The sequence below is a fragment of the Microbacterium sp. LMX7-1.2 genome (genome assembly GCF_040675935.1).
Taxonomy (GTDB): domain Bacteria; phylum Actinomycetota; class Actinomycetes; order Actinomycetales; family Microbacteriaceae; genus Microbacterium.
On record NZ_JBEGIL010000001.1, the window covers coordinates 959,123 to 975,724 of the forward strand.

The following is a 16,602-nucleotide window of genomic DNA, read 5'->3' on the forward strand; positions in this document are numbered from 1 at the left end:
CAGGAGATCCGCGTAGGTGCGGGGCTCCTCTCAGCCGCGCAGCGCGAGGCTCTTCTCAGCCGCGCAGCGCGAGGGCGAACGGCAGCACCCCGGTCGCCCCGGCGCGGCGGAGCGTGCGCGCAGCGACCGTGAGGGTCCAGCGACTGTCGGCCAGGTCGTCGACCAGCAGCACGGGGCCGGGAGGCACGTCGATGCCGTCGGCCGAGAACCGGTCCCACAGTCCCGCGAGGCGGAACACGCTGTTGCCGCCGGGCTGGCCGCTCGGACCGCCGTTCACGGGCGCGAGCGCACCGAGGTACGGCAGGCGTCCGATCTCGGCGATGCCGCGGGCCAGCGAGTCGACGAGCACCGGACGCGACCGCGACGGCATCGCGATCACGGCGACCGGGCGCTCCGCCCAGTCCCACCCCGCGAGCACTCGCACGCACGCACCGAGGAGCTCGGGCGAGACGGGGTCGTCCGCCGCGCCGGCCGCGAAGATCCCCCGCAGAGTGCCTCCCCAGCCGAGGTCGGTCAACCGGGCCAGCGCCCGGCCCTCCCCCGCCTGCTCCTCGGCCGGGATGCGCCCCTTGACCGGCACGTCGAGACGGTCGGCACCGGTCGGCCACGCCCGACGCGCCTCGATCGGCACGCCCACCCGGTCGAGGGACTCCCCGGCCCGAGCGCTCGCGTCCGCGCCGACCTCCTGCGGAAACCAGACACCGGCGCAGTTGTCGCAGCGCCCGCACGGCACCGCCGTGTCGTCGTCGAGCGTGCGCTGCAGGAACTCCATGCGGCATCCGGCGGTCTGCTCGTAGTCGAGCATGTGCTGCTGCTCGGCCCGACGCTCGGCGGCGATGCGCTCGTAGCGCTCGGCGTCGTAGACCCACGGCTGCCCCGTCGCCACCCAGCCGCCCTGCACGCGGCGCACCGCACCGTCGACGTCGAGCACCTTGAGCAGAAGCTCGAGGGGCGTGCGGCGGATGTCGACCATCGCCTCCAGCGCCGGCGTGGAGATCGGCGCGTCCCCCAGCGCGGCGATCACGCGTTCCGCCCGTTCCTGGTCGGGCATCGAGGCCGTCGCGAAGTAGTGCCAGATGTCGCGGTCCTCGACTCCGGGCAGCAGCAGCACATCAGCGTTCTCGCTCGCTCGACCGGCACGGCCGACCTGCTGGTAGTAGGCGACCGGCGAGGACGGCGCCCCGAGGTGCACGACGAACCCGAGGTCGGGTTTGTCGAATCCCATCCCCAGCGCGCTCGTCGCCACGAGCGCCTTGACCTCGTTGCGCTTGAGCATCCCCTCGGACTCCGCCCGCTCATCGGCATCCGTCTGCCCCGTGTACGCCCGCACGTCGTGGCTGTGCTCGCGCAGCAGTCGGGCGGTGTCGACGGCCGCGGAGACCGTGAGCGTGTAGATGATGCCCGAACCCGGCAGGTCGTCGAGGTGGCTGAGCAGCCATGCGAGACGGCTGGCCGAGTCGCGCAGACGCAGCACGCCGAGGCGCAGGGAGGTGCGGGCGAGCGGCCCGCGGATCGTCAGCACATCGGGAGCACCGCTGCCGCCGACCCCCAGCTGCTCGGCCACGTCGGCCACCACCCGACTGTTCGCGGTCGCGGTCGTCGCGAGCACCGGCACGTCCGCGGGCATCTCGCCGATCAGGTCGCGCAGTCGGCGGTAGTCGGGTCGGAAGTCATGCCCCCAGTCGCTGATGCAGTGAGCCTCGTCGACCACGAGCATCCCGATCCTCCGCACCAGGGCAGGCAGCTGCTCCTCGCGGAACGCGGGGTTGTTGAGCCGCTCCGGCGACACGAGCAGCACGTCGACCTCGTCGCGATCGAGCTGCGCGAGCACGTCCGACCATTCGTGCGCGTTGGTCGAGTTGATCGCGACGGCGCGCACCCCGGCGCGCTCGGCCGCCGCGATCTGGTCGCGCATCAGGGCGAGCAGGGGCGACACGAGCACGGTGGGGCCGGCTCCGTGCCGGCGGAGCAGCAGTGTCGCGACGAAGTACACCGCAGACTTGCCCCACCCGGTGCGCTGGACCACCAGCGCGCGCCGGCGCCCCTCGACCAGCGCCTCGATCGCCTCGTACTGCCCGTCGTGGAAAGCGACGTCCGGACGCCCGACCAGCTCCCGCAGCGCGGAGAGGGCGGCGTCACGAGTGGAAGTCATGCCTCCACTCTGCCCCAGACCCCCGACATCCCCGCCCCGACGATCCACAGGTAGCGTGGACGCGTGATCACCCGTGAGCTCGCCACCGCCCTGCGCGACGCCGGTCTGCAGTGGCGTCCGGCCGAGGGCGACCGCTTCCAGCTCGATCTCCCCGAGGAGATCGAGCTCGAAGCCGAGGCTGATGTGTTCACGGTGAGCGCCATGACGATCGAGGCGCGTCAGACCCCCTCGGGCACCGACCTCGCGTTCAACGGCACGACCGAGTGGGCGCTCGACGCCGTGACTCTCGCCGACGCGGTGTGGCTCCCCCGCGAGGACCAGCTGCGTGAGCTGCTGCGCGGCACGTTCCGCTCCCTCACGCGACTCGAGGACGCCTTCGTGGTCGAGATCGGCATAGCCGGCGAGACGATCCGCTTCGAGCATCCCGATCCCTCCGAGGCCTACGGCCGCGCGCTCCTCGAGCTGGTCTCCCGCTCTCGCTGACGCGCGGCTGCCGCACGCGTCTTGCATGCCGCATCCCTCCGTGTCAGAATTACCTAACGAGCGGTCAGTAAAGATTGCCGCTCCGTGAGGAGTCGATGATGACCGCACCCGCAGACCTGTCTCTCGCAGGAGCCGCGCCCACCGAGGAGGAGCGGCTGTTCGACGAGCTCATCGCGAACGAGCAGCGCATCGAGCCGCGCGATTGGATGCCCGACGCCTACCGCAAGACGCTCATCCGTCAGATCTCGCAGCACGCCCACTCCGAGATCATCGGCATGCAGCCCGAGGGCAACTGGATCACGCGTGCGCCCAGCCTCAAGCGCAAGGCGATCCTGATGGCCAAGGTGCAGGACGAAGCAGGCCACGGTCTCTACCTCTACTCCGCCGCCCAGACCCTCGGCATCACGCGCGACGAGATGATGGACCAGCTCATCACGGGCACGGCCAAGTACTCCTCGATCTTCAACTACCCCACCCCGACCTGGGCCGACATGGGCGCGATCGGCTGGCTCGTCGACGGGGCGGCGATCTGCAACCAGGTGCCGCTGTGCCGCGCCTCCTACGGCCCCTACGGCCGCGCCATGGTGCGCGTGTGCAAGGAGGAGTCCTTCCATCAGCGTCAGGGCTTCGAGATCCTTCTCACCCTCATGCAGGGCACGGACGAGCAGCGGCGGATGGCGCAGGACGCCGTGGACCGCTGGTACTGGCCCAGCCTCGCGATGTTCGGCCCGCCCGACGACCAGTCCCCGAACTCCGCGCAGTCCATGAAGTGGAAGATCAAACGATTCTCCAACGACGACCTCCGTCAGCGCTTCGTGTCGATGCTCGTGCCCCAGGCCGAGATCCTCGGCGTCACGCTGCCCGACCCCGACCTCCGCTGGAACGAGGACGCCGGGCAGTACGACATCGGCGAGATCGACTGGGACGAGTTCTTCCAGGTGCTCCGCGGCAACGGGCCGTGCAACGCCGAGCGCCTCGAGCGCCGCCGCACGGCGCACGAGGAAGGCGCCTGGGTGCGCGAGGCGGCGGCCGAGTACGCCCGCAAGCAGCGGGTCGGCGCGAAGGCGGTGGCGTGATGGCGACGCCCGGTGCCGACGAGCGCGAGCCGTGGCCGCTGTGGGAGATCTTCGTGCGCGCGAACCGCGGACTGAGTCACGTGCACGTCGGTTCGCTGCACGCCCCGGATGCCGACATGGCGATCCGCAACGGCCGCGACCTGTACACGCGTCGCGGCGAGGGCGTGTCGATCTGGGCGGTTCCCGCCGAGGCCATCACGACCAGCGACCCCGACGCGAAGGGCGCGTACTTCGAGAGTCCCGCGGGCAAGAACTACCGCCACGCCGTGTACTACACGGCTTCCGAAGGCGTACCGCACCTGTGAGCGGGGAACAAGATCTCCACGGCGACGTGTCGGTCGACGAGCTCTCGCTGAGCGCCGAGCTCGCGGGCGGCTCGACCGTCGCAGGATCGGCCGACATCGCGGAGTACGCCCTCTGGCTCGGCGACGACGCGCTCATCCTGTCGCAGCAGCTGGGCGGATGGATCTCGCGGGCTCCCGAGCTCGAGGAGGACGTCGCGCTCGGCAACATCGCGCTCGACCTGCTCGGGCACGCGCGGTCCTTCCTCCGCTATGCGGGCTCGTACGACGGCCGCAGCGAGGACGACCTGGCCTACTTCCGAGATGAGCCGGAGTTCCGCAGCTCCTGGCTGGTCGAGCAGCCCAACGGCGACTTCGCGCAGACCATCGCCCGGCAGCTGATCGCCTCGACGTACATGCTGGAGCTCTACGACGCGCTGCGCGCGAGCAGTGACGAGACGCTCGCGGCGATCGCCGAGAAGGCGCGCAAGGAGGTCGACTACCACCGCGACCACGCCGTGCAGTGGGTGCTCCGTCTTGCCGGCGGCACGGAGGAGTCCCGCGAGCGCATGATCCGCGCGCTCGGCGACGTATGGTCCTACGTGGACGAACTGTTCCGTGACGAGCCGCTGACCGAGCGGCTGGGTAACGCCGCCGCGCGACCGTCCTCGCTGAGGCAGGGCTTCGACGCCGTGATCGAGACCGTTTTAGCCGAGGCCGACCTCACGGTCCCCGAGGTCAGCGCCTCGTCAGCGGGCGGACGCCGCGGGGCGCACGCGACGCCGCTCGGCCATGTGCTGGCCGAGATGCAGGTGCTCGCGCGACGGCATCCGGGGGCGACGTGGTGAGCCGGGCGGTCGACAGGGAAGCGTGGGGCATCGCCGCGGCGGTCCCCGACCCTGAGGTGCCGGTTCTCACGATCGAGGACCTCGGCGTCCTTCGCTCCGTACGCGTGAACGGTTCGGCCGTGCACGTCGACATCACTCCCACGTACAGCGGCTGCCCCGCCATGGACACGATCCGCGACGACGTCGTGCTCGCCCTCACGGCCGCCGGCTACTCCCCCGTCGACGTCTCGCTCGTCCTCTCCCCCGCATGGACCACGGACTGGATGTCGGATGCCGGAAAGCAGAAGCTCGAGCGCTTCGGCATCGCCCCGCCGACCGGCCGCGCCGCCGTGGGATCCGGCCCCATCCGCCTCGCGCTGAGCGTGCGCTGCCCGCAGTGCGGATCGCTCGACACCCGCGAGGTCTCGCGCTTCGGCTCAACGTCCTGCAAGGCGCTGTACGAATGCCGCGCCTGCCTCGAACCCTTCGACCACTTCAAGGTGCACTGATGGCCCGCGCCCGCTTCCACACTCTCGCCGTTGAGGGCGTGCGACCGCTCACCGACGACGCGGTCGAGGTCACCTTCACGGTGCCCGCGGCACTCGCCGACGACTACGATCACCTCCCCGGGCAGTACGTGGCCCTGCGCACCACGCTCGACGGCGTCGAGGTGCGCCGCTCGTACTCGCTGTGCCGCGCTCCCGAGAAGCGCGCGGACGGACAGGACACCCGCCTGAGCGTCGCCGTCAAACGCGACGAGGGCGGACTGTTCTCCACCTGGGCGCAGACGGGTCTGCAGCCCGGCTTCGAGATCGACGTGATGAGTCCCCAGGGCACGTTCACCTCCGCGCTGCCCGACCTCGACCGTCGTCACGTCGTCGGGATCGCGGCCGGTTCCGGGATCACCCCGCTCATGGCCCTCGCGCACACCGTGCTGTCGCAGTCGGAGACCGCGCGGTTCACTCTGCTGTACACGAACCGCTCGACGCTCGACGTGATGTTCCTCGAGGACCTCGCCGATCTCAAGGACCGCTACCCGACCCGACTCACGCTGCATCATGTGCTGTCGCGCGAGCAGCGCACGGCGCCCGTGCTGTCGGGCCGCCTCGACGAGGAGAAGCTGCGGACGATCCTGCGGATGCTGATCGATCCGGCCGACGTCGACGAGTGGTTCCTGTGCGGCCCGCTCGCCCTCGTCGACCTGTGCCGCGAGGTGCTCGCCGAGGTCCGCGTCGGGCGCGAGCACATCCGCTTCGAGCTCTTCACGACCGGTGACGAGCCTGTACGCGCCGCCCGCCCCGTCCAGGTGCGCGCGGGTGAGCGCACCTGGCGGATCGAGGTGAACCTCGACGGTGTCTCCTCGACGGTCGAGAGCCCGGTCGACGCACACGAGTCGGTGCTGAACGCGGCGCTGCGCGTGCGTCCCGACGCGCCGTTCGCATGCGCAGGCGGCGTGTGCGGCACGTGCCGGGCGCGCGTGATCGAGGGCAGTGTGACGATGACCGAGAACTATGCTCTGGAGCCCGACGAGCTCGAACGCGGCTATGTCTTGACGTGCCAGTCCCATCCGACGAGCGACCGGCTCGTGGTCGACTACGACGTGTGAGGAGCACCCGATGATCGATCTCACGATCGCCGACGACGTCGCCACCGTGGCGCTGAACGCCCCCGCGAAGCTCAACGCCCTCGACGAACAGGCGCTGCACGAGCTCGGGCGGGCCTACGACGAGGCCGATGCCGCCGGAGTGCGCGCACTGGTGCTGCGGGGCGAGGGCCGTGCGTTCTGCGCCGGCCGCGACATCTCCGGCGTCGACCCGCGCGACGACGACGTCACGGGCTACCTCGGCGGACTCGTGACGCCGCTGCTTCAGCGGATGGCGCGTTTCCCCGCCCCGACGTTCGCGGTCGCGCACGGCGCGTGCCTGGGCGTCGGCCTGGGACTGCTCATCGCGACGGATGTCGTCTACGTCGCCGAATCGGCCAAGATCGGATCCCCGTTCGCGGCCCTCGGCGCGACGCTCGATTCGGGCGGGCACTCGTACTTCGTCGATCGACTCGGACCGCACCGCGCCCTCGATCTCATCTACACGGGGCGCCTCATGAGCGGCGCGGAGGCCGTGGCCGCCGGGCTCTTCTCGCGCGTCTTCCCCGACGACGAGGTCGTGCAGGCGACAGCGGATGCCGCGTCCGCCGCTGCCCGCGGAGCCACGGCGGCGTTCCTCGCGAGCAAGCATCTCGTCGCCCGCATCCGCGACGAGCGCCTGACGCTCTGGGAATCGGTCGCGGCCGAGAACACGGCGCAGGCCGCGCTGTGCGACACGGACGACTACCGCGAGGGCTTCTCGGCCTTCCAGGAGAAGCGCCGTCCGGAGTTCCGAGGGCGCTGAGCCTCCGGGAGCCCTGAATCGTTCGTGCGCCGCAAGGGGCTGGCCGGATGTCAGAGGTTCGGGCCAGACTGCATCCATGAAGCTCGCTGACGCGGTCGCCACCGCCGAGACGGTGACCGCCACCTCCTCCCGACTCGCGAAGATCGACGCGCTGGCCTCCCTGATGTCGACAGCGGATGCCGGGGAGCTGCCGGCTCTCGTCGGCCTCCTGCTCGCGGCGCCACGGCAGGGCAAGCTCGGCGTCGGGTGGCGCGGGCTGTCGGCGCTGCAGGTCACGCACGTCGAGGATCCCGAGCTGTCGATCGGGGCGGTCGATGGCGCGCTCGACGCGCTCGCGGCATCCTCGGGTTCGGGATCAGCCACCGCGCGCACCGACATCCTCACCGATCTCGCCGCGCGGTCGACCGCGCAGGAGTGGGACTTCCTGTCCCGGTCGATGCTCGGCGAGCTGCGCACGGGCGCCCTCGCCGGAGTGCTGCTCGACGCGATCGCGAAGGCCTCCGCACGACCGGCCCCGATCGTGCGTCGCGCCGCGATGCTGTCCGGGGACCTCGGCGAGACGGCCGTGGTGGCGCTGACCGGCACCGAGGAAGAGCTCGACGCGATCGGTCTCGCGGTGGGGAGGCCCGTCCTGCCGATGCTCGCCGGGACCGCCGCGACTCCGACGGCAGCGCTCGAGGCGACCGGCCGCGCGTCGGTCGAGTACAAGCTCGACGGCGCCCGCATCCAGGTGCACCGTCGCGGCGACGAGGTGGGCGTCTACACGCGCAGCCTCGCCGACATCACGCACCGTGTGCCCGAGATCGTCGAGATCGTCCGAGCACTCCCGGTGCGCGACGTGATCCTCGACGGCGAGACTCTCGCGCTCGACGAGGACGGCGGACCGCGACCCTTCCAGGAGACCATGTCGCGCTTCGGCGCCGACGCGAGCCGCGACCTCGCGCTGCGGCCCTGGTTCTTCGACGTCCTGCACGTCGACGGACGCGACCTGATCGACGAACCCCTCTCCGCGAGATTGGACGAGCTCGAACGCATCGCGCACGAGTGGCGGATGCCAGGAGTCGTGACGGACGATGCCGACGAGGCGGAGCGGCTTTCGCGCGAGGCCCTGGCGGCAGGACACGAGGGTGTGCTGGTGAAGGGCATCGACTCGACGTATACGGCGGGTCGCCGGGGGAAATCGTGGATCAAGGTCAAACCCGTGCTCACCTACGATCTCGTCGTGCTCGCCGCCGAGTGGGGGTCCGGGCGTCGGCAGGGATGGCTGTCGAATCTGCACCTCGGCGCACGCGACCCCGACGGGGATTTCGGCGAACCCGGCGGTCTCGTGATGGTCGGCAAGACGTTCAAGGGACTCACCGACGACCTGTTGCGCTGGCAGACCGAACAGTTCCCCGCGGTCGAGTCGCGCCGTACGCAGAGCACCGTGTTTCTCGAGCCCGCGTTCGTGGTCGAGATCGCGATCGACGGCGTGCAGCGCTCGCCCCGCTACCCCGGGGGGATCGCCCTGCGGTTCGCCCGCGTCAAGGGCTACCGGCCCGACAAGCAACCGTCCGACGCCGACACGATCCAGGCACTGCGGGCGCTGTTGCGTGGGTGACCCCGTGCTGCACGGGTGGAAGGCGGATCGATCGCCTCAGGCTGTGGGCGGCAGCCCCTGGCGCTGCCGCTCGGGAAACGCGGGCCGGAGAATCACAGGTCAGGCTGTGGGCGGCAGCCCCTGGTCCTCCTCACGGACGGTTCCCTGGAACGACCACGGGAAGTCGATCCAGAGGTCCGTGTCCTTCCAGGCGTAATCCGGCTGGATGATCGTCGACGGTTTGGTGTAGATCGTGACCGAGCGCACGTCGGCGCCCTTGTCCGTGAGCAGCTGCACCGCCAGGGCGAGGGTGCGCCCGGAGTCCGCGACGTCATCCACGAGCAGCACACGACGACCGTCCAGGTACGCCATGTCGAGCTCGGGCGGCAGCACCTCGGGGGCGTCGAGCACCGTGCCGATGCCCGTGTAGAACTCGACGTTGATCGCACCGCAGTTCTTCGCGCCGAGGCCGTACGCGATCGCGCCGGCCGGCAGCAGTCCGCCGCGGGCGATCGCCACCACGACCTCCGGCTCGAAGCCGCTCTCTAGGATCGCGCGCGCGAGGTCCCGCGTCGCAGAACCGAAACCGTCCCAGGTGAGCGTCTCGCGCTCGATCGAAGCATCCGTCACCGACTCATTCTCCCAGCTGTCGTGTGCAGCTCGCGCCGCTCATTCGAGACGCGTCACCTCGACCGTGACGAAGAGCTCCGAAGCGCTCGGGCCGGCGTACACCCCGCGCAACGGCGCGACGTCCGAGTAGTCGCGGCCATGCCCGATGTACACGTGGGACTCGCCGATCTCGACGAGGTTGGTGGGGTCGTACCCGTGCCACGCCCCCGAGTACCACTCGACCCAGGCGTGAGACTCACCGGTGACCGGCTGCCCCAGCGCCGCCGTCGGGTCTGGATGCAGGTACCCGGACACATAGCGGGCGGGGATCCCCGCCGCCCGGAGCATCCCGAGCGTGACGTGGGCGATGTCCTGGCAGACGCCCGATCGCGTCGGCCACGCATCTCGGGCCGTGGACCCGACCCCTGTCACCCCGCTGCGGTACTCCATCGCCTCGCCGACCTCCCGGCAGATGCGGAGGGCGATCTCGTCGATGTCTGCGTCATCCGCGATGATCCGCTGAGCGATCCCGACCATCTCCTCGTCGGCATCCGTGGCCGGAGTCTGCACCACGCACTCGGCCAGCTCCAGGGAGAGCGGGATGCGGGCGGCGAGCTCGTCCCAGCCGATCGGCGGTCCGTCCGGCTGCGTTGGGCGCACATCGACCACGCTGGTCGCGGTGACAGTGAGCATCCGATGCGGAGTGAGCACTTCGAACGTGGACACACGCGTGCCCCAGTAGTCCGGGTAGGAATGCTGCGTGGCGGTCGGCGAGATCTCGAGCGCGGCCTGCAACACGAACTGCCCGTCCCGGGATCGCGGCAGCATGCGCGCCTCGTTGTACGACGCGGTCGCGGGGTCCGCGTAGCGGAAGCCCGTGCGGTGCACGATGCGCAGGCGGCTCACAGCGCCTCTCCGATCCACACCGGCATCGCGATCGACGGGAAGTACCGCTCCTTGATCGCGTCGCTCGCGAGCGACATCCCCACCTGGACCTCCTCCATGCTCTCCGACAGGGTGCGCACCGTGTCGTCGATGGGACGGTATTCGAGCTCCGACCGCAACCGGCCGAGCACTCGGTGTGCGGGGTCGGGCACGCCCGACGCCCCGGCGGGGTCGATTCCGCGAAGGGACTCCTCCGCCTGCAGGATGCTGGCCAGCACCGATCGCGGGAACCGGCGGCCGATCAGCAGGAACTCGACGGCCGAGGCGGCGGTCGGGATCGCCCGATGGCTGCGGAGGTGGGCCTCGTAGGCACCGCAACTGCGCAGCAGCGTCGTCCAACTCGGTCCCCCGGCGTCCGTCAGCGATCGGGTCGCGAGCAGTCGCGCCGTCATGTCCGCCCTCTCGATAGAGCGCCCCAGCACGAAGAAGTGCCACGCCTCGTCCCGGCTCGTCGAGGAGTCCACCACACCGAACACGAGCGCGGAGCGGTCGCGCACCCACCGGAAGAACGGGTGCGTGCGTTGCGAGGCGATGCGCCGCGGCATGGCGGCATTCGACTCGTTCAAGGTCTCCCACAGGTCGGTGGAGATGATCTCCCGCGCACGACGGGCGTTCTCCCTCGCGGCGGCGATCGAGTGGGCGATCGATGCCGGGTTGTCGCGATCCAGCGCGAGCAGCCGCACGACGTCGTCGCGACTCAGCACGGCGTCCGCGTCCGCTGTCGTGCCCATCACGGCGAGCAGCGCGCGGCACGCGGTGTCTTCGTCGACCCAGGGATCCTCGAGCAGAAGCTGCAGATGGACGTCAAGGATGCGGGCGGTGCCGTCGGCCCGCTCGACGTATCGGCCGATCCAGAACAGGGCCTCCGCGATGCGACTCAACATGCGTCACCTCCGTCGCCGTGCACCGACTGCTGCTGCTGTTGCTGTTGTTGCTGCTGGTGGTTCCGCAGGTCCAGGTCCTCGTCCTGCGGCGACGACAGGAACGGCGGATGCGAGTCCTCCCGCGCCGGACTCACGATTCCGATCGCGCCGGTCGCGAGCGAGACCTCGTCTGCCGCGGGATCCGCCTCGCCGACCACGGCCGCCAGCGGACCCGTGAGCAGCGACGGATCGAGCACCCAGGTGTCCTTCGATCCGCCGCCCTGGCTGGAGTTCACCACGAGCTGCCCCTCCGGGAGCGCCACGCGCGTCAGCCCGCCGGGCAGCACCCAGACGTCGTCCCCGTCGTTCACGGCGAACGGACGCAGGTCGACGTGCCGCGGGCGGAATCCGTCGTCCACGAGCGTCGGGATCGTCGACAGCTGCACGACGGGCTGCGCGATCCATCCGCGCGGATCCGCGCGCAGCTGTGCCCGCAGCGCGTCCAAGGTGGCCCGCGACGCCGCGGGGCCCACGACCAGGCCCTTGCCGCCCGAGCCGTCCACGGGCTTCACGACCAGCTCGTCGAGACGGTCGAGCACCTCCGCGAGCGCATCCGGTTCCTCGAGCCGCCACGTGTCGACGTTCGGGAGGATCGGGTCCTCCCCGAGGTAGTACCGGATGAGCTCCGGCACGTAGGTGTAGACGAGCTTGTCGTCCGCCACGCCGTTGCCCACCGCGTTCGCGATCGTGACCGTGCCGAGCCGGGCTGCGAGCATCAGCCCTGGCGCCCCGAGGACCGAGTCCGGCCGGAACTGCTGGGGGTCGAGGAACTCGTCGTCGACCCGTCGGTAGATGACGTCGACGCGGGTCGGACCCGCCGTGGTGTGCATCCACACCCGTCCGCCCGAGCAGAACAAGTCGCGGCCCTCCACGAGCTCGACCCCCATCATTCGGGCGAGCAAGGTGTGCTCGTAGTAGGCCGAGTTGTGCACGCCGGGGGTGAGGACGACGACCGTCGGGTCGTCGGCACCCTCGGGGGCCGCGGCGCGGAGCGCCTGCAGCAGGCGCCCGGGATAGTCGACCACGGGCCGCACGCGGAGGCTCGTGAACAGCTCGGGCAGCGTCTGTGCCATGACCCGCCGGTTCGCGAGCACATAGCTCACACCGCTCGGCACGCGCACGTTGTCTTCGAGCACGCGCCAGGCACCCGCCTCGTCCCGTATCAGGTCGATGCCCGCGACGTGGATGCGCACTCCGTTCGCGCCGACGATCCCCGCCGCCTGCCGATGGAAATGCGAGGAGGAGCTGATGAGCGACGCGGGGATGACGCCGTCCTTCACGGCGTGCTGCGGGCCGTAGACATCGGCGAGGAAGGCCTCCAGCGCGCGCACCCGTTGCTTCACACCGGACTCGACGTACCTCCAGTCGTCCGCGGCGATGACCCGCGGTACGACGTCCAGCGGGAACGGCCGCTCCTCGCCCGCGAAGTCGAAGGTCACGCCCTGCGCGAGGTACGAGCTCGCCAGAGCATCCGTGCGGGCACGCAGCTCGGCGTCGTCCATCCCGGCGAGCGCCGGATACATGTCCTTGTACGGTGCGCGCACCCCACCCGACCCGGACATCGCATCGGCGGGGAACATCTCGTCCCAGGCCGCCGGGGCCCCCGGCGTTCGACGCGCTCCATATCCGTTGAACAGCGACTCCATGTGGGCATGTTTCCCTGCCCCGGTTTCCGCGATGTTACACACGGGAGTCGGCCCGGCGACGAACCGACAGCGATAGGATCGACCTGTCCGGCATATCGGCCGGTGCTTGAAAAAGAGGCACGAAGCCCCACGACGACGCGGCGGCGAGACACATACGGAACTCCTCCTCCGTCCCTGTCTCGAAAGGCACCCGCATGCCCACCGTGTCCGCGCACGTCGCCCTCACCCTCGCCCAGCACATCGACGCCGTCTTCGGCGTGATGGGCAACGGCAACGCCTACTTCCTCGACGCGATCGAGACGCAGACGGATGCCGTGTTCACCGCCGTCCGCCACGAGCAGGGCGCAGTGGTCGCCGCGGATGCGCACTTCCGCGCCTCGGGACGCATCGCCGCCGGCACGTCCACCTACGGCGCGGGCTTCACGAACACCCTCACGGCCCTCGCCGAAGCCGTGCAGGCGCACGTGCCCCTCGTGCTCGTGGTGGGCGACGAGCCCACCTCGGGTCCGCGCCCCTGGGACGTCGACCAGATCGCGCTCGCCTCGGCCGTCGGCGCCCGCACCTACACGGTCGGGCGTGCGGATGCCGCGGCGACGACCGTGATCGCGATCGAACACGCCCTGACCTACCGCGTGCCCGTGGTCTTGGCGATCCCCTACGACGTCGCGTCACTCGACGCCGGTGACGTCGCCGAGGCGCCGGCACCGCGCCTGCCCGCTCCCCTCGCGCCGCGCGACGAGTTCGCCGAGGGCATGCTCGACGAGGTCGCTACGGCTCTCCGCAGTGCCGAGCGGCCCTTCCTCCTCGCCGGCCGCGGCGCCTGGCTCGCCGGTGCAGGCCCCGCGCTCGGCGAGCTGGCCGACCTCACGGGCGCGCTGACCGCCTCGTCGGCGCTCGGCCGCGGGGTGTTCCCCGCCGCAGAGTACGACCTCGGCGTGACGGGCGGCTTCGGCGCCGACGGCGCCATGGAGCTCGTGCGCACAGCAGACGTCGCCGTGGTGTTCGGCGCTTCGCTCAACCAGTTCACGATGCGCTTCGGGGAATTGTTCGCCCCCGGCACCCGGGTGTTCCAGATCGACATCGCCCCGGCGGCGACGCACCCGAACGTGGGCGGCTTCGTGCGCGCGGATGCCCGGGTGGCGGCAGAGGAGATCGTGACGCGGCTGCGTGACCGCGGAGAGAGCGTCAGCCCGTGGCGGGAGGCGGTCGACGTGGTGGCGGCGCGGGCGTACGCACCCGGTGACGATCTCGCCCCGGACGGGCGTCTCGACCCCCGGTCCGCCGCACGCCGCCTGGGCGAGCTGCTGCCCGCGGACCGCGTCGTGGTGTCGGACGGCGGCCACTTCATCGGCTGGGCGAACATGTACTGGCCGGTCGCCGCCCCCGACCGCATGATGATGGTCGGCACCGCGTTCCAGTCGATCGGCCAGGGGTGGCCGAGCGTCGTCGGCGCGGCCCTCGCCCGTCGGGACTCCACGATCGTGCTGACCTCGGGCGACGGGGGCGGGCTCATGGCGATCGCGGATCTCGAATCCGCGGTGCGCGCCGCGGCGGGTCGCGGCATCGCCGTGATCTGGAACGACGCCGCCTACGGCGCCGAGGTAAACCTCTACGGGCTCAAAGGCCTCGCCGAGGGTCCCATGCGCATCCCCGAGGTCGACTTCGCGGCGTTCGGCGCCGCGGTCGGCGCAGAGGGCGTGGTCGTGCGCACGCTCGGCGACCTCGACCGGGTCGCCGCCTGGTCGCAGGAGGACCCCGCGACGCGGCGCTTCCTGCTTCTCGACCTCCGCATCTCGGGCGACGTGATCGCCCCGTACCAGCAGGAGATCATCCGCGTGAATTCGTGAGCGGCGCTGGCAGTCGACGATCGGGCCACTTCCGCGCAGTGGCTCGCCGCCTCCTCGCTAGGCTCGCGTCATGACCGTCTCCCCCGTCGTCCTGCGTTACAGCGCCTTCGCCGCCGCTCCCGACGGAGGCAACCCCGCGGGCGTGGTGCTCGACGGCGGCAGCCTCTCGGAGGCGCGGATGCAGGAGATCGCCGCCGAGGTCGGCTACTCGGAGACCGCCTTCGTCGGGGGACGGGCAGCGGATGCTCCCGGGGCGCGCTACCGCGTGCGGTACTGGTCGCCGACCGCGGAGGTGCCCTTCTGCGGTCACGCGACCGTGGCGACCGCTGTGGCCCTCGCCGAGCGGGACGGACCCGGCGAGGTCGTGTTCGACACCAACGCGGGGCCCGTGATGCTGCGCTCGACGGTCTCCGTGGACGGCGAGGTCGCGGTCTCGTTCACGAGCGTCGAGCCCGAGGTGCATGCGATCGACGACGCGGTGCTCGACCGGCTGCTCGCCCTGCTGGGCGTGGCACGCTCCGACCTCGACCCGCGGTTCCCCGCCGCCGTGGCGTTCGCCGGCAATCGGCATCCGATCGTGGTGCTCGCGAATCGCGGGCTGTTCGACCAGTTCCGCTTCGCTCCCGCCGAGGTCGCCGCCCTGATGCGCGAACAGGGATGGCTGGGCACGGTGACCGTGCTGCACATTCCGGGCGACGGCTCGGACATCGATGCGCGCAACCTCTTCCCGGTCGGTCGCATCACGGAGGACCCGGCGACGGGCTCTGCTGCCGCGTCGACAGGCGCGTATCTGCGCGAGCACGGCTACGGGGGTCGGACGATCCGCATCCATCAGGGAGCGCATGTCCGCCGCCCGAGCCTCCTCACGGTTTCGATCCCTGAGTCCGGCGGGATCGAGGTCTCCGGCGGCGCCGTCCCCATCGACTGAGATCCGTGGTTCACGTATCCTGCCGGGATGCCTGCCATTCGCAACATCGCCGTCGGCCTGCCCGTGAAAGATGGCCACGTCCTCGCGCTCGAAGGATACGACGGCTCCCGCGACCTCCACTTCCTCCGGGCGATCGGCGGCGGCATCGAGTTCGGAGAGACCGCTGTCGAGGCGTTGAACCGCGAGTACATGGAGGAGTTGGGCGTCGTGCTCGACAGCGCCGAGCCTCTCGGGGTGTTCGAGAACATCTTCACGTACAAGGGTGAGCCGGGCCACGAGATCGCTCACGTCTTCGCAGTCACCAGCACCGCACTGGACGCAGTGCCGCTCGACGCCGTGCTCGAGATCCTCGATCAAGGCAGTCCGGTGCGCTGGGTGCCGATCACCGACATCGCCTCGGGCACCCGTGTGTTGTTCCCCGCGGGCGCCCCGGAGTCGCTGCTCGCCCTTGTGTCGCGATGACGAGCAGCGTGCCCGGGTCTCAGGCCTGCGCGCTGTAGTCCGGAAGCTCCTGCAGCGTCCAGGTGTTGCCGTCGGGGTCGTCGAACCACACGAAGCGGCCCCACCCGAGGTCCTCGACGCCTCGCGCTTCCACGCCCTGCGCGGTGAGCTGGGCCTTCGCCTCCTCGGCGTTGGGCACGACGACCTGGATCGTCTTCTGCTGGCCGGGTTCGAGCGGGATGTCGAGACCGGTGCCGAACGCGATCGAGCACGCGGAACCCGGTGGCGTCATCTGCACGAAGCGCAGCCCCTCGTAGGGCACCTGATCGTGGTCGGGGTTGAAGCCGATCTTCGTGTAGAACTCCTTCGAGCGGTCGACATCGCTCACCGGCACGAAGATGAGCTCGATCTTCCAGGACATGGTCACACCCTCCCGGCGGGCGTCGGCGCCCGCACGCGACTCACGGTACGCCGGGCC

17 protein-coding genes are annotated in these 16,602 nt (G+C 70.7%); 11 read left to right on the top strand and 6 right to left on the bottom strand.

Annotation, left to right across the window (positions count from 1 at the left end):
- Positions 1–55: 55 nt before the first annotated feature.
- Positions 56–2,152, bottom strand: a complete 2,097-nt coding sequence (locus MRBLMX7_RS04810) for a RecQ family ATP-dependent DNA helicase (RefSeq protein WP_363366436.1) — start codon at positions 2,150–2,152, stop codon at positions 56–58.
- Between the two features lie 63 nt (positions 2,153–2,215).
- Here MRBLMX7_RS04810 and MRBLMX7_RS04815 point away from each other — a divergent pair, with 63 nt between their 5' ends.
- The 8 genes from MRBLMX7_RS04815 (at position 2,216) to MRBLMX7_RS04850 (ending at position 8,806) form a co-directional block, all read left to right on the top strand.
- Positions 2,216–2,635, top strand: a complete 420-nt coding sequence (locus tag MRBLMX7_RS04815) for a pilus assembly protein CpaE (protein ID WP_363366437.1) — start codon at positions 2,216–2,218, stop codon at positions 2,633–2,635.
- Between the two features lie 98 nt (positions 2,636–2,733).
- Positions 2,734–3,711 carry a 1,2-phenylacetyl-CoA epoxidase subunit PaaA gene (gene paaA, locus MRBLMX7_RS04820; protein WP_363366438.1) on the top strand — a complete coding sequence of 326 codons (978 nt, stop codon included), beginning with the start codon at positions 2,734–2,736 and terminating at the stop codon, positions 3,709–3,711.
- Positions 3,711–4,016: a 1,2-phenylacetyl-CoA epoxidase subunit PaaB gene (gene paaB / locus MRBLMX7_RS04825; protein ID WP_050721552.1), complete on the top strand. Its 306-nt coding sequence runs from the start codon at positions 3,711–3,713 to the stop codon at positions 4,014–4,016. Before paaA ends, paaB begins: the two co-directional genes overlap by 1 nt.
- A complete protein-coding gene (paaC, locus tag MRBLMX7_RS04830; RefSeq protein WP_363366439.1) occupies positions 4,013–4,840 on the top strand; it encodes a 1,2-phenylacetyl-CoA epoxidase subunit PaaC in 828 nt (275 codons plus the stop codon). Before paaB ends, paaC begins: the two co-directional genes overlap by 4 nt.
- Entirely contained in the window at positions 4,837–5,328 is a 492-nt protein-coding gene (paaD, locus tag MRBLMX7_RS04835) for a 1,2-phenylacetyl-CoA epoxidase subunit PaaD (RefSeq protein ID WP_363366440.1), read from the top strand. The genes paaC and paaD overlap by 4 nt, the downstream gene beginning before the upstream one ends.
- Entirely contained in the window at positions 5,328–6,425 is a 1,098-nt protein-coding gene (gene paaE, locus MRBLMX7_RS04840; RefSeq protein ID WP_363366441.1) for a 1,2-phenylacetyl-CoA epoxidase subunit PaaE, read from the top strand. Before paaD ends, paaE begins: the two co-directional genes overlap by 1 nt.
- A 10-nt stretch (positions 6,426–6,435) precedes the next feature.
- Positions 6,436–7,206, top strand: a complete 771-nt coding sequence (locus MRBLMX7_RS04845) for an enoyl-CoA hydratase/isomerase family protein (protein WP_363366442.1) — start codon at positions 6,436–6,438, stop codon at positions 7,204–7,206.
- 76 nt (positions 7,207–7,282) lie between these two features.
- On the top strand, positions 7,283–8,806 hold the full coding sequence (locus MRBLMX7_RS04850; RefSeq protein WP_363366443.1) for an ATP-dependent DNA ligase: 1,524 nt from the start codon (positions 7,283–7,285) through the stop codon (positions 8,804–8,806).
- Positions 8,807–8,905: 99 nt separating this feature from the next.
- Here the strand turns inward: MRBLMX7_RS04850 and MRBLMX7_RS04855 are convergent, their stop codons facing one another.
- From MRBLMX7_RS04855 to MRBLMX7_RS04870, 4 genes are read right to left on the bottom strand one after another with little or no spacing between them, the layout of a single operon-like run.
- Positions 8,906–9,415, bottom strand: coding sequence for a phosphoribosyltransferase (locus MRBLMX7_RS04855; RefSeq protein ID WP_363366444.1), 510 nt, complete (start codon positions 9,413–9,415; stop codon positions 8,906–8,908).
- Between the two features lie 39 nt (positions 9,416–9,454).
- Positions 9,455–10,300, bottom strand: coding sequence for a transglutaminase family protein (locus MRBLMX7_RS04860; RefSeq protein WP_363366445.1), 846 nt, complete (start codon positions 10,298–10,300; stop codon positions 9,455–9,457).
- On the bottom strand, positions 10,297–11,223 hold the full coding sequence (locus MRBLMX7_RS04865; protein ID WP_363366446.1) for an alpha-E domain-containing protein: 927 nt from the start codon (positions 11,221–11,223) through the stop codon (positions 10,297–10,299). Before MRBLMX7_RS04865 ends, MRBLMX7_RS04860 begins: the two co-directional genes overlap by 4 nt.
- On the bottom strand, positions 11,217–12,908 hold the full coding sequence (locus MRBLMX7_RS04870) for a circularly permuted type 2 ATP-grasp protein (protein ID WP_363366447.1): 1,692 nt from the start codon (positions 12,906–12,908) through the stop codon (positions 11,217–11,219). The genes MRBLMX7_RS04865 and MRBLMX7_RS04870 overlap by 7 nt, the downstream gene beginning before the upstream one ends.
- 194 nt (positions 12,909–13,102) lie before the next feature.
- On the opposite strand from MRBLMX7_RS04870, the gene MRBLMX7_RS04875 reads away from it, so the two are divergent.
- The 3 genes from MRBLMX7_RS04875 (at position 13,103) to MRBLMX7_RS04885 (ending at position 16,145) form a co-directional block, all read left to right on the top strand.
- On the top strand, positions 13,103–14,755 hold the full coding sequence (locus tag MRBLMX7_RS04875; RefSeq protein ID WP_363366448.1) for a thiamine pyrophosphate-binding protein: 1,653 nt from the start codon (positions 13,103–13,105) through the stop codon (positions 14,753–14,755).
- Positions 14,756–14,825: 70 nt separating this feature from the next.
- Complete coding sequence (locus MRBLMX7_RS04880) at positions 14,826–15,683, top strand: PhzF family phenazine biosynthesis protein (RefSeq protein ID WP_363366449.1); 858 nt, start codon at positions 14,826–14,828, stop codon at positions 15,681–15,683.
- A 27-nt stretch (positions 15,684–15,710) separates the two neighbouring features.
- A complete protein-coding gene (locus tag MRBLMX7_RS04885; RefSeq protein ID WP_363366450.1) occupies positions 15,711–16,145 on the top strand; it encodes an NUDIX domain-containing protein in 435 nt (144 codons plus the stop codon).
- A gap of 19 nt (positions 16,146–16,164) precedes the next feature.
- Here MRBLMX7_RS04885 and MRBLMX7_RS04890 read toward each other — a convergent pair whose 3' ends face one another.
- A complete protein-coding gene (locus MRBLMX7_RS04890; protein ID WP_050722061.1) occupies positions 16,165–16,545 on the bottom strand; it encodes a VOC family protein in 381 nt (126 codons plus the stop codon).
- Positions 16,546–16,602 lie beyond the last annotated feature (57 nt).

What these genes read in the sequence shown, in the direction of transcription:
- MRBLMX7_RS04850 (WP_363366443.1), top strand. Translation starts at nt 7,283, where the DNA reads ATGAAGCTCGCTGACGCGGTCGCCACCGCCGAGACGGTGACCGCCACC.
- MRBLMX7_RS04870 (WP_363366447.1), bottom strand. Translation starts at nt 12,908, where the DNA reads ATGGAGTCGCTGTTCAACGGATATGGAGCGCGTCGAACGCCGGGGGCC.
- MRBLMX7_RS04890 (WP_050722061.1), bottom strand. Translation starts at nt 16,545, where the DNA reads ATGTCCTGGAAGATCGAGCTCATCTTCGTGCCGGTGAGCGATGTCGAC.
- MRBLMX7_RS04875 (WP_363366448.1), top strand. Translation starts at nt 13,103, where the DNA reads ATGCCCACCGTGTCCGCGCACGTCGCCCTCACCCTCGCCCAGCACATC.
- MRBLMX7_RS04845 (WP_363366442.1), top strand. Translation starts at nt 6,436, where the DNA reads ATGATCGATCTCACGATCGCCGACGACGTCGCCACCGTGGCGCTGAAC.
- paaA (WP_363366438.1), top strand. Translation starts at nt 2,734, where the DNA reads ATGACCGCACCCGCAGACCTGTCTCTCGCAGGAGCCGCGCCCACCGAG.
- paaB (WP_050721552.1), top strand. Translation starts at nt 3,711, where the DNA reads ATGGCGACGCCCGGTGCCGACGAGCGCGAGCCGTGGCCGCTGTGGGAG.
- paaE (WP_363366441.1), top strand. Translation starts at nt 5,328, where the DNA reads ATGGCCCGCGCCCGCTTCCACACTCTCGCCGTTGAGGGCGTGCGACCG.
- MRBLMX7_RS04885 (WP_363366450.1), top strand. Translation starts at nt 15,711, where the DNA reads ATGCCTGCCATTCGCAACATCGCCGTCGGCCTGCCCGTGAAAGATGGC.
- MRBLMX7_RS04810 (WP_363366436.1), bottom strand. Translation starts at nt 2,152, where the DNA reads ATGACTTCCACTCGTGACGCCGCCCTCTCCGCGCTGCGGGAGCTGGTC.
- MRBLMX7_RS04880 (WP_363366449.1), top strand. Translation starts at nt 14,826, where the DNA reads ATGACCGTCTCCCCCGTCGTCCTGCGTTACAGCGCCTTCGCCGCCGCT.
- MRBLMX7_RS04865 (WP_363366446.1), bottom strand. Translation starts at nt 11,223, where the DNA reads ATGTTGAGTCGCATCGCGGAGGCCCTGTTCTGGATCGGCCGATACGTC.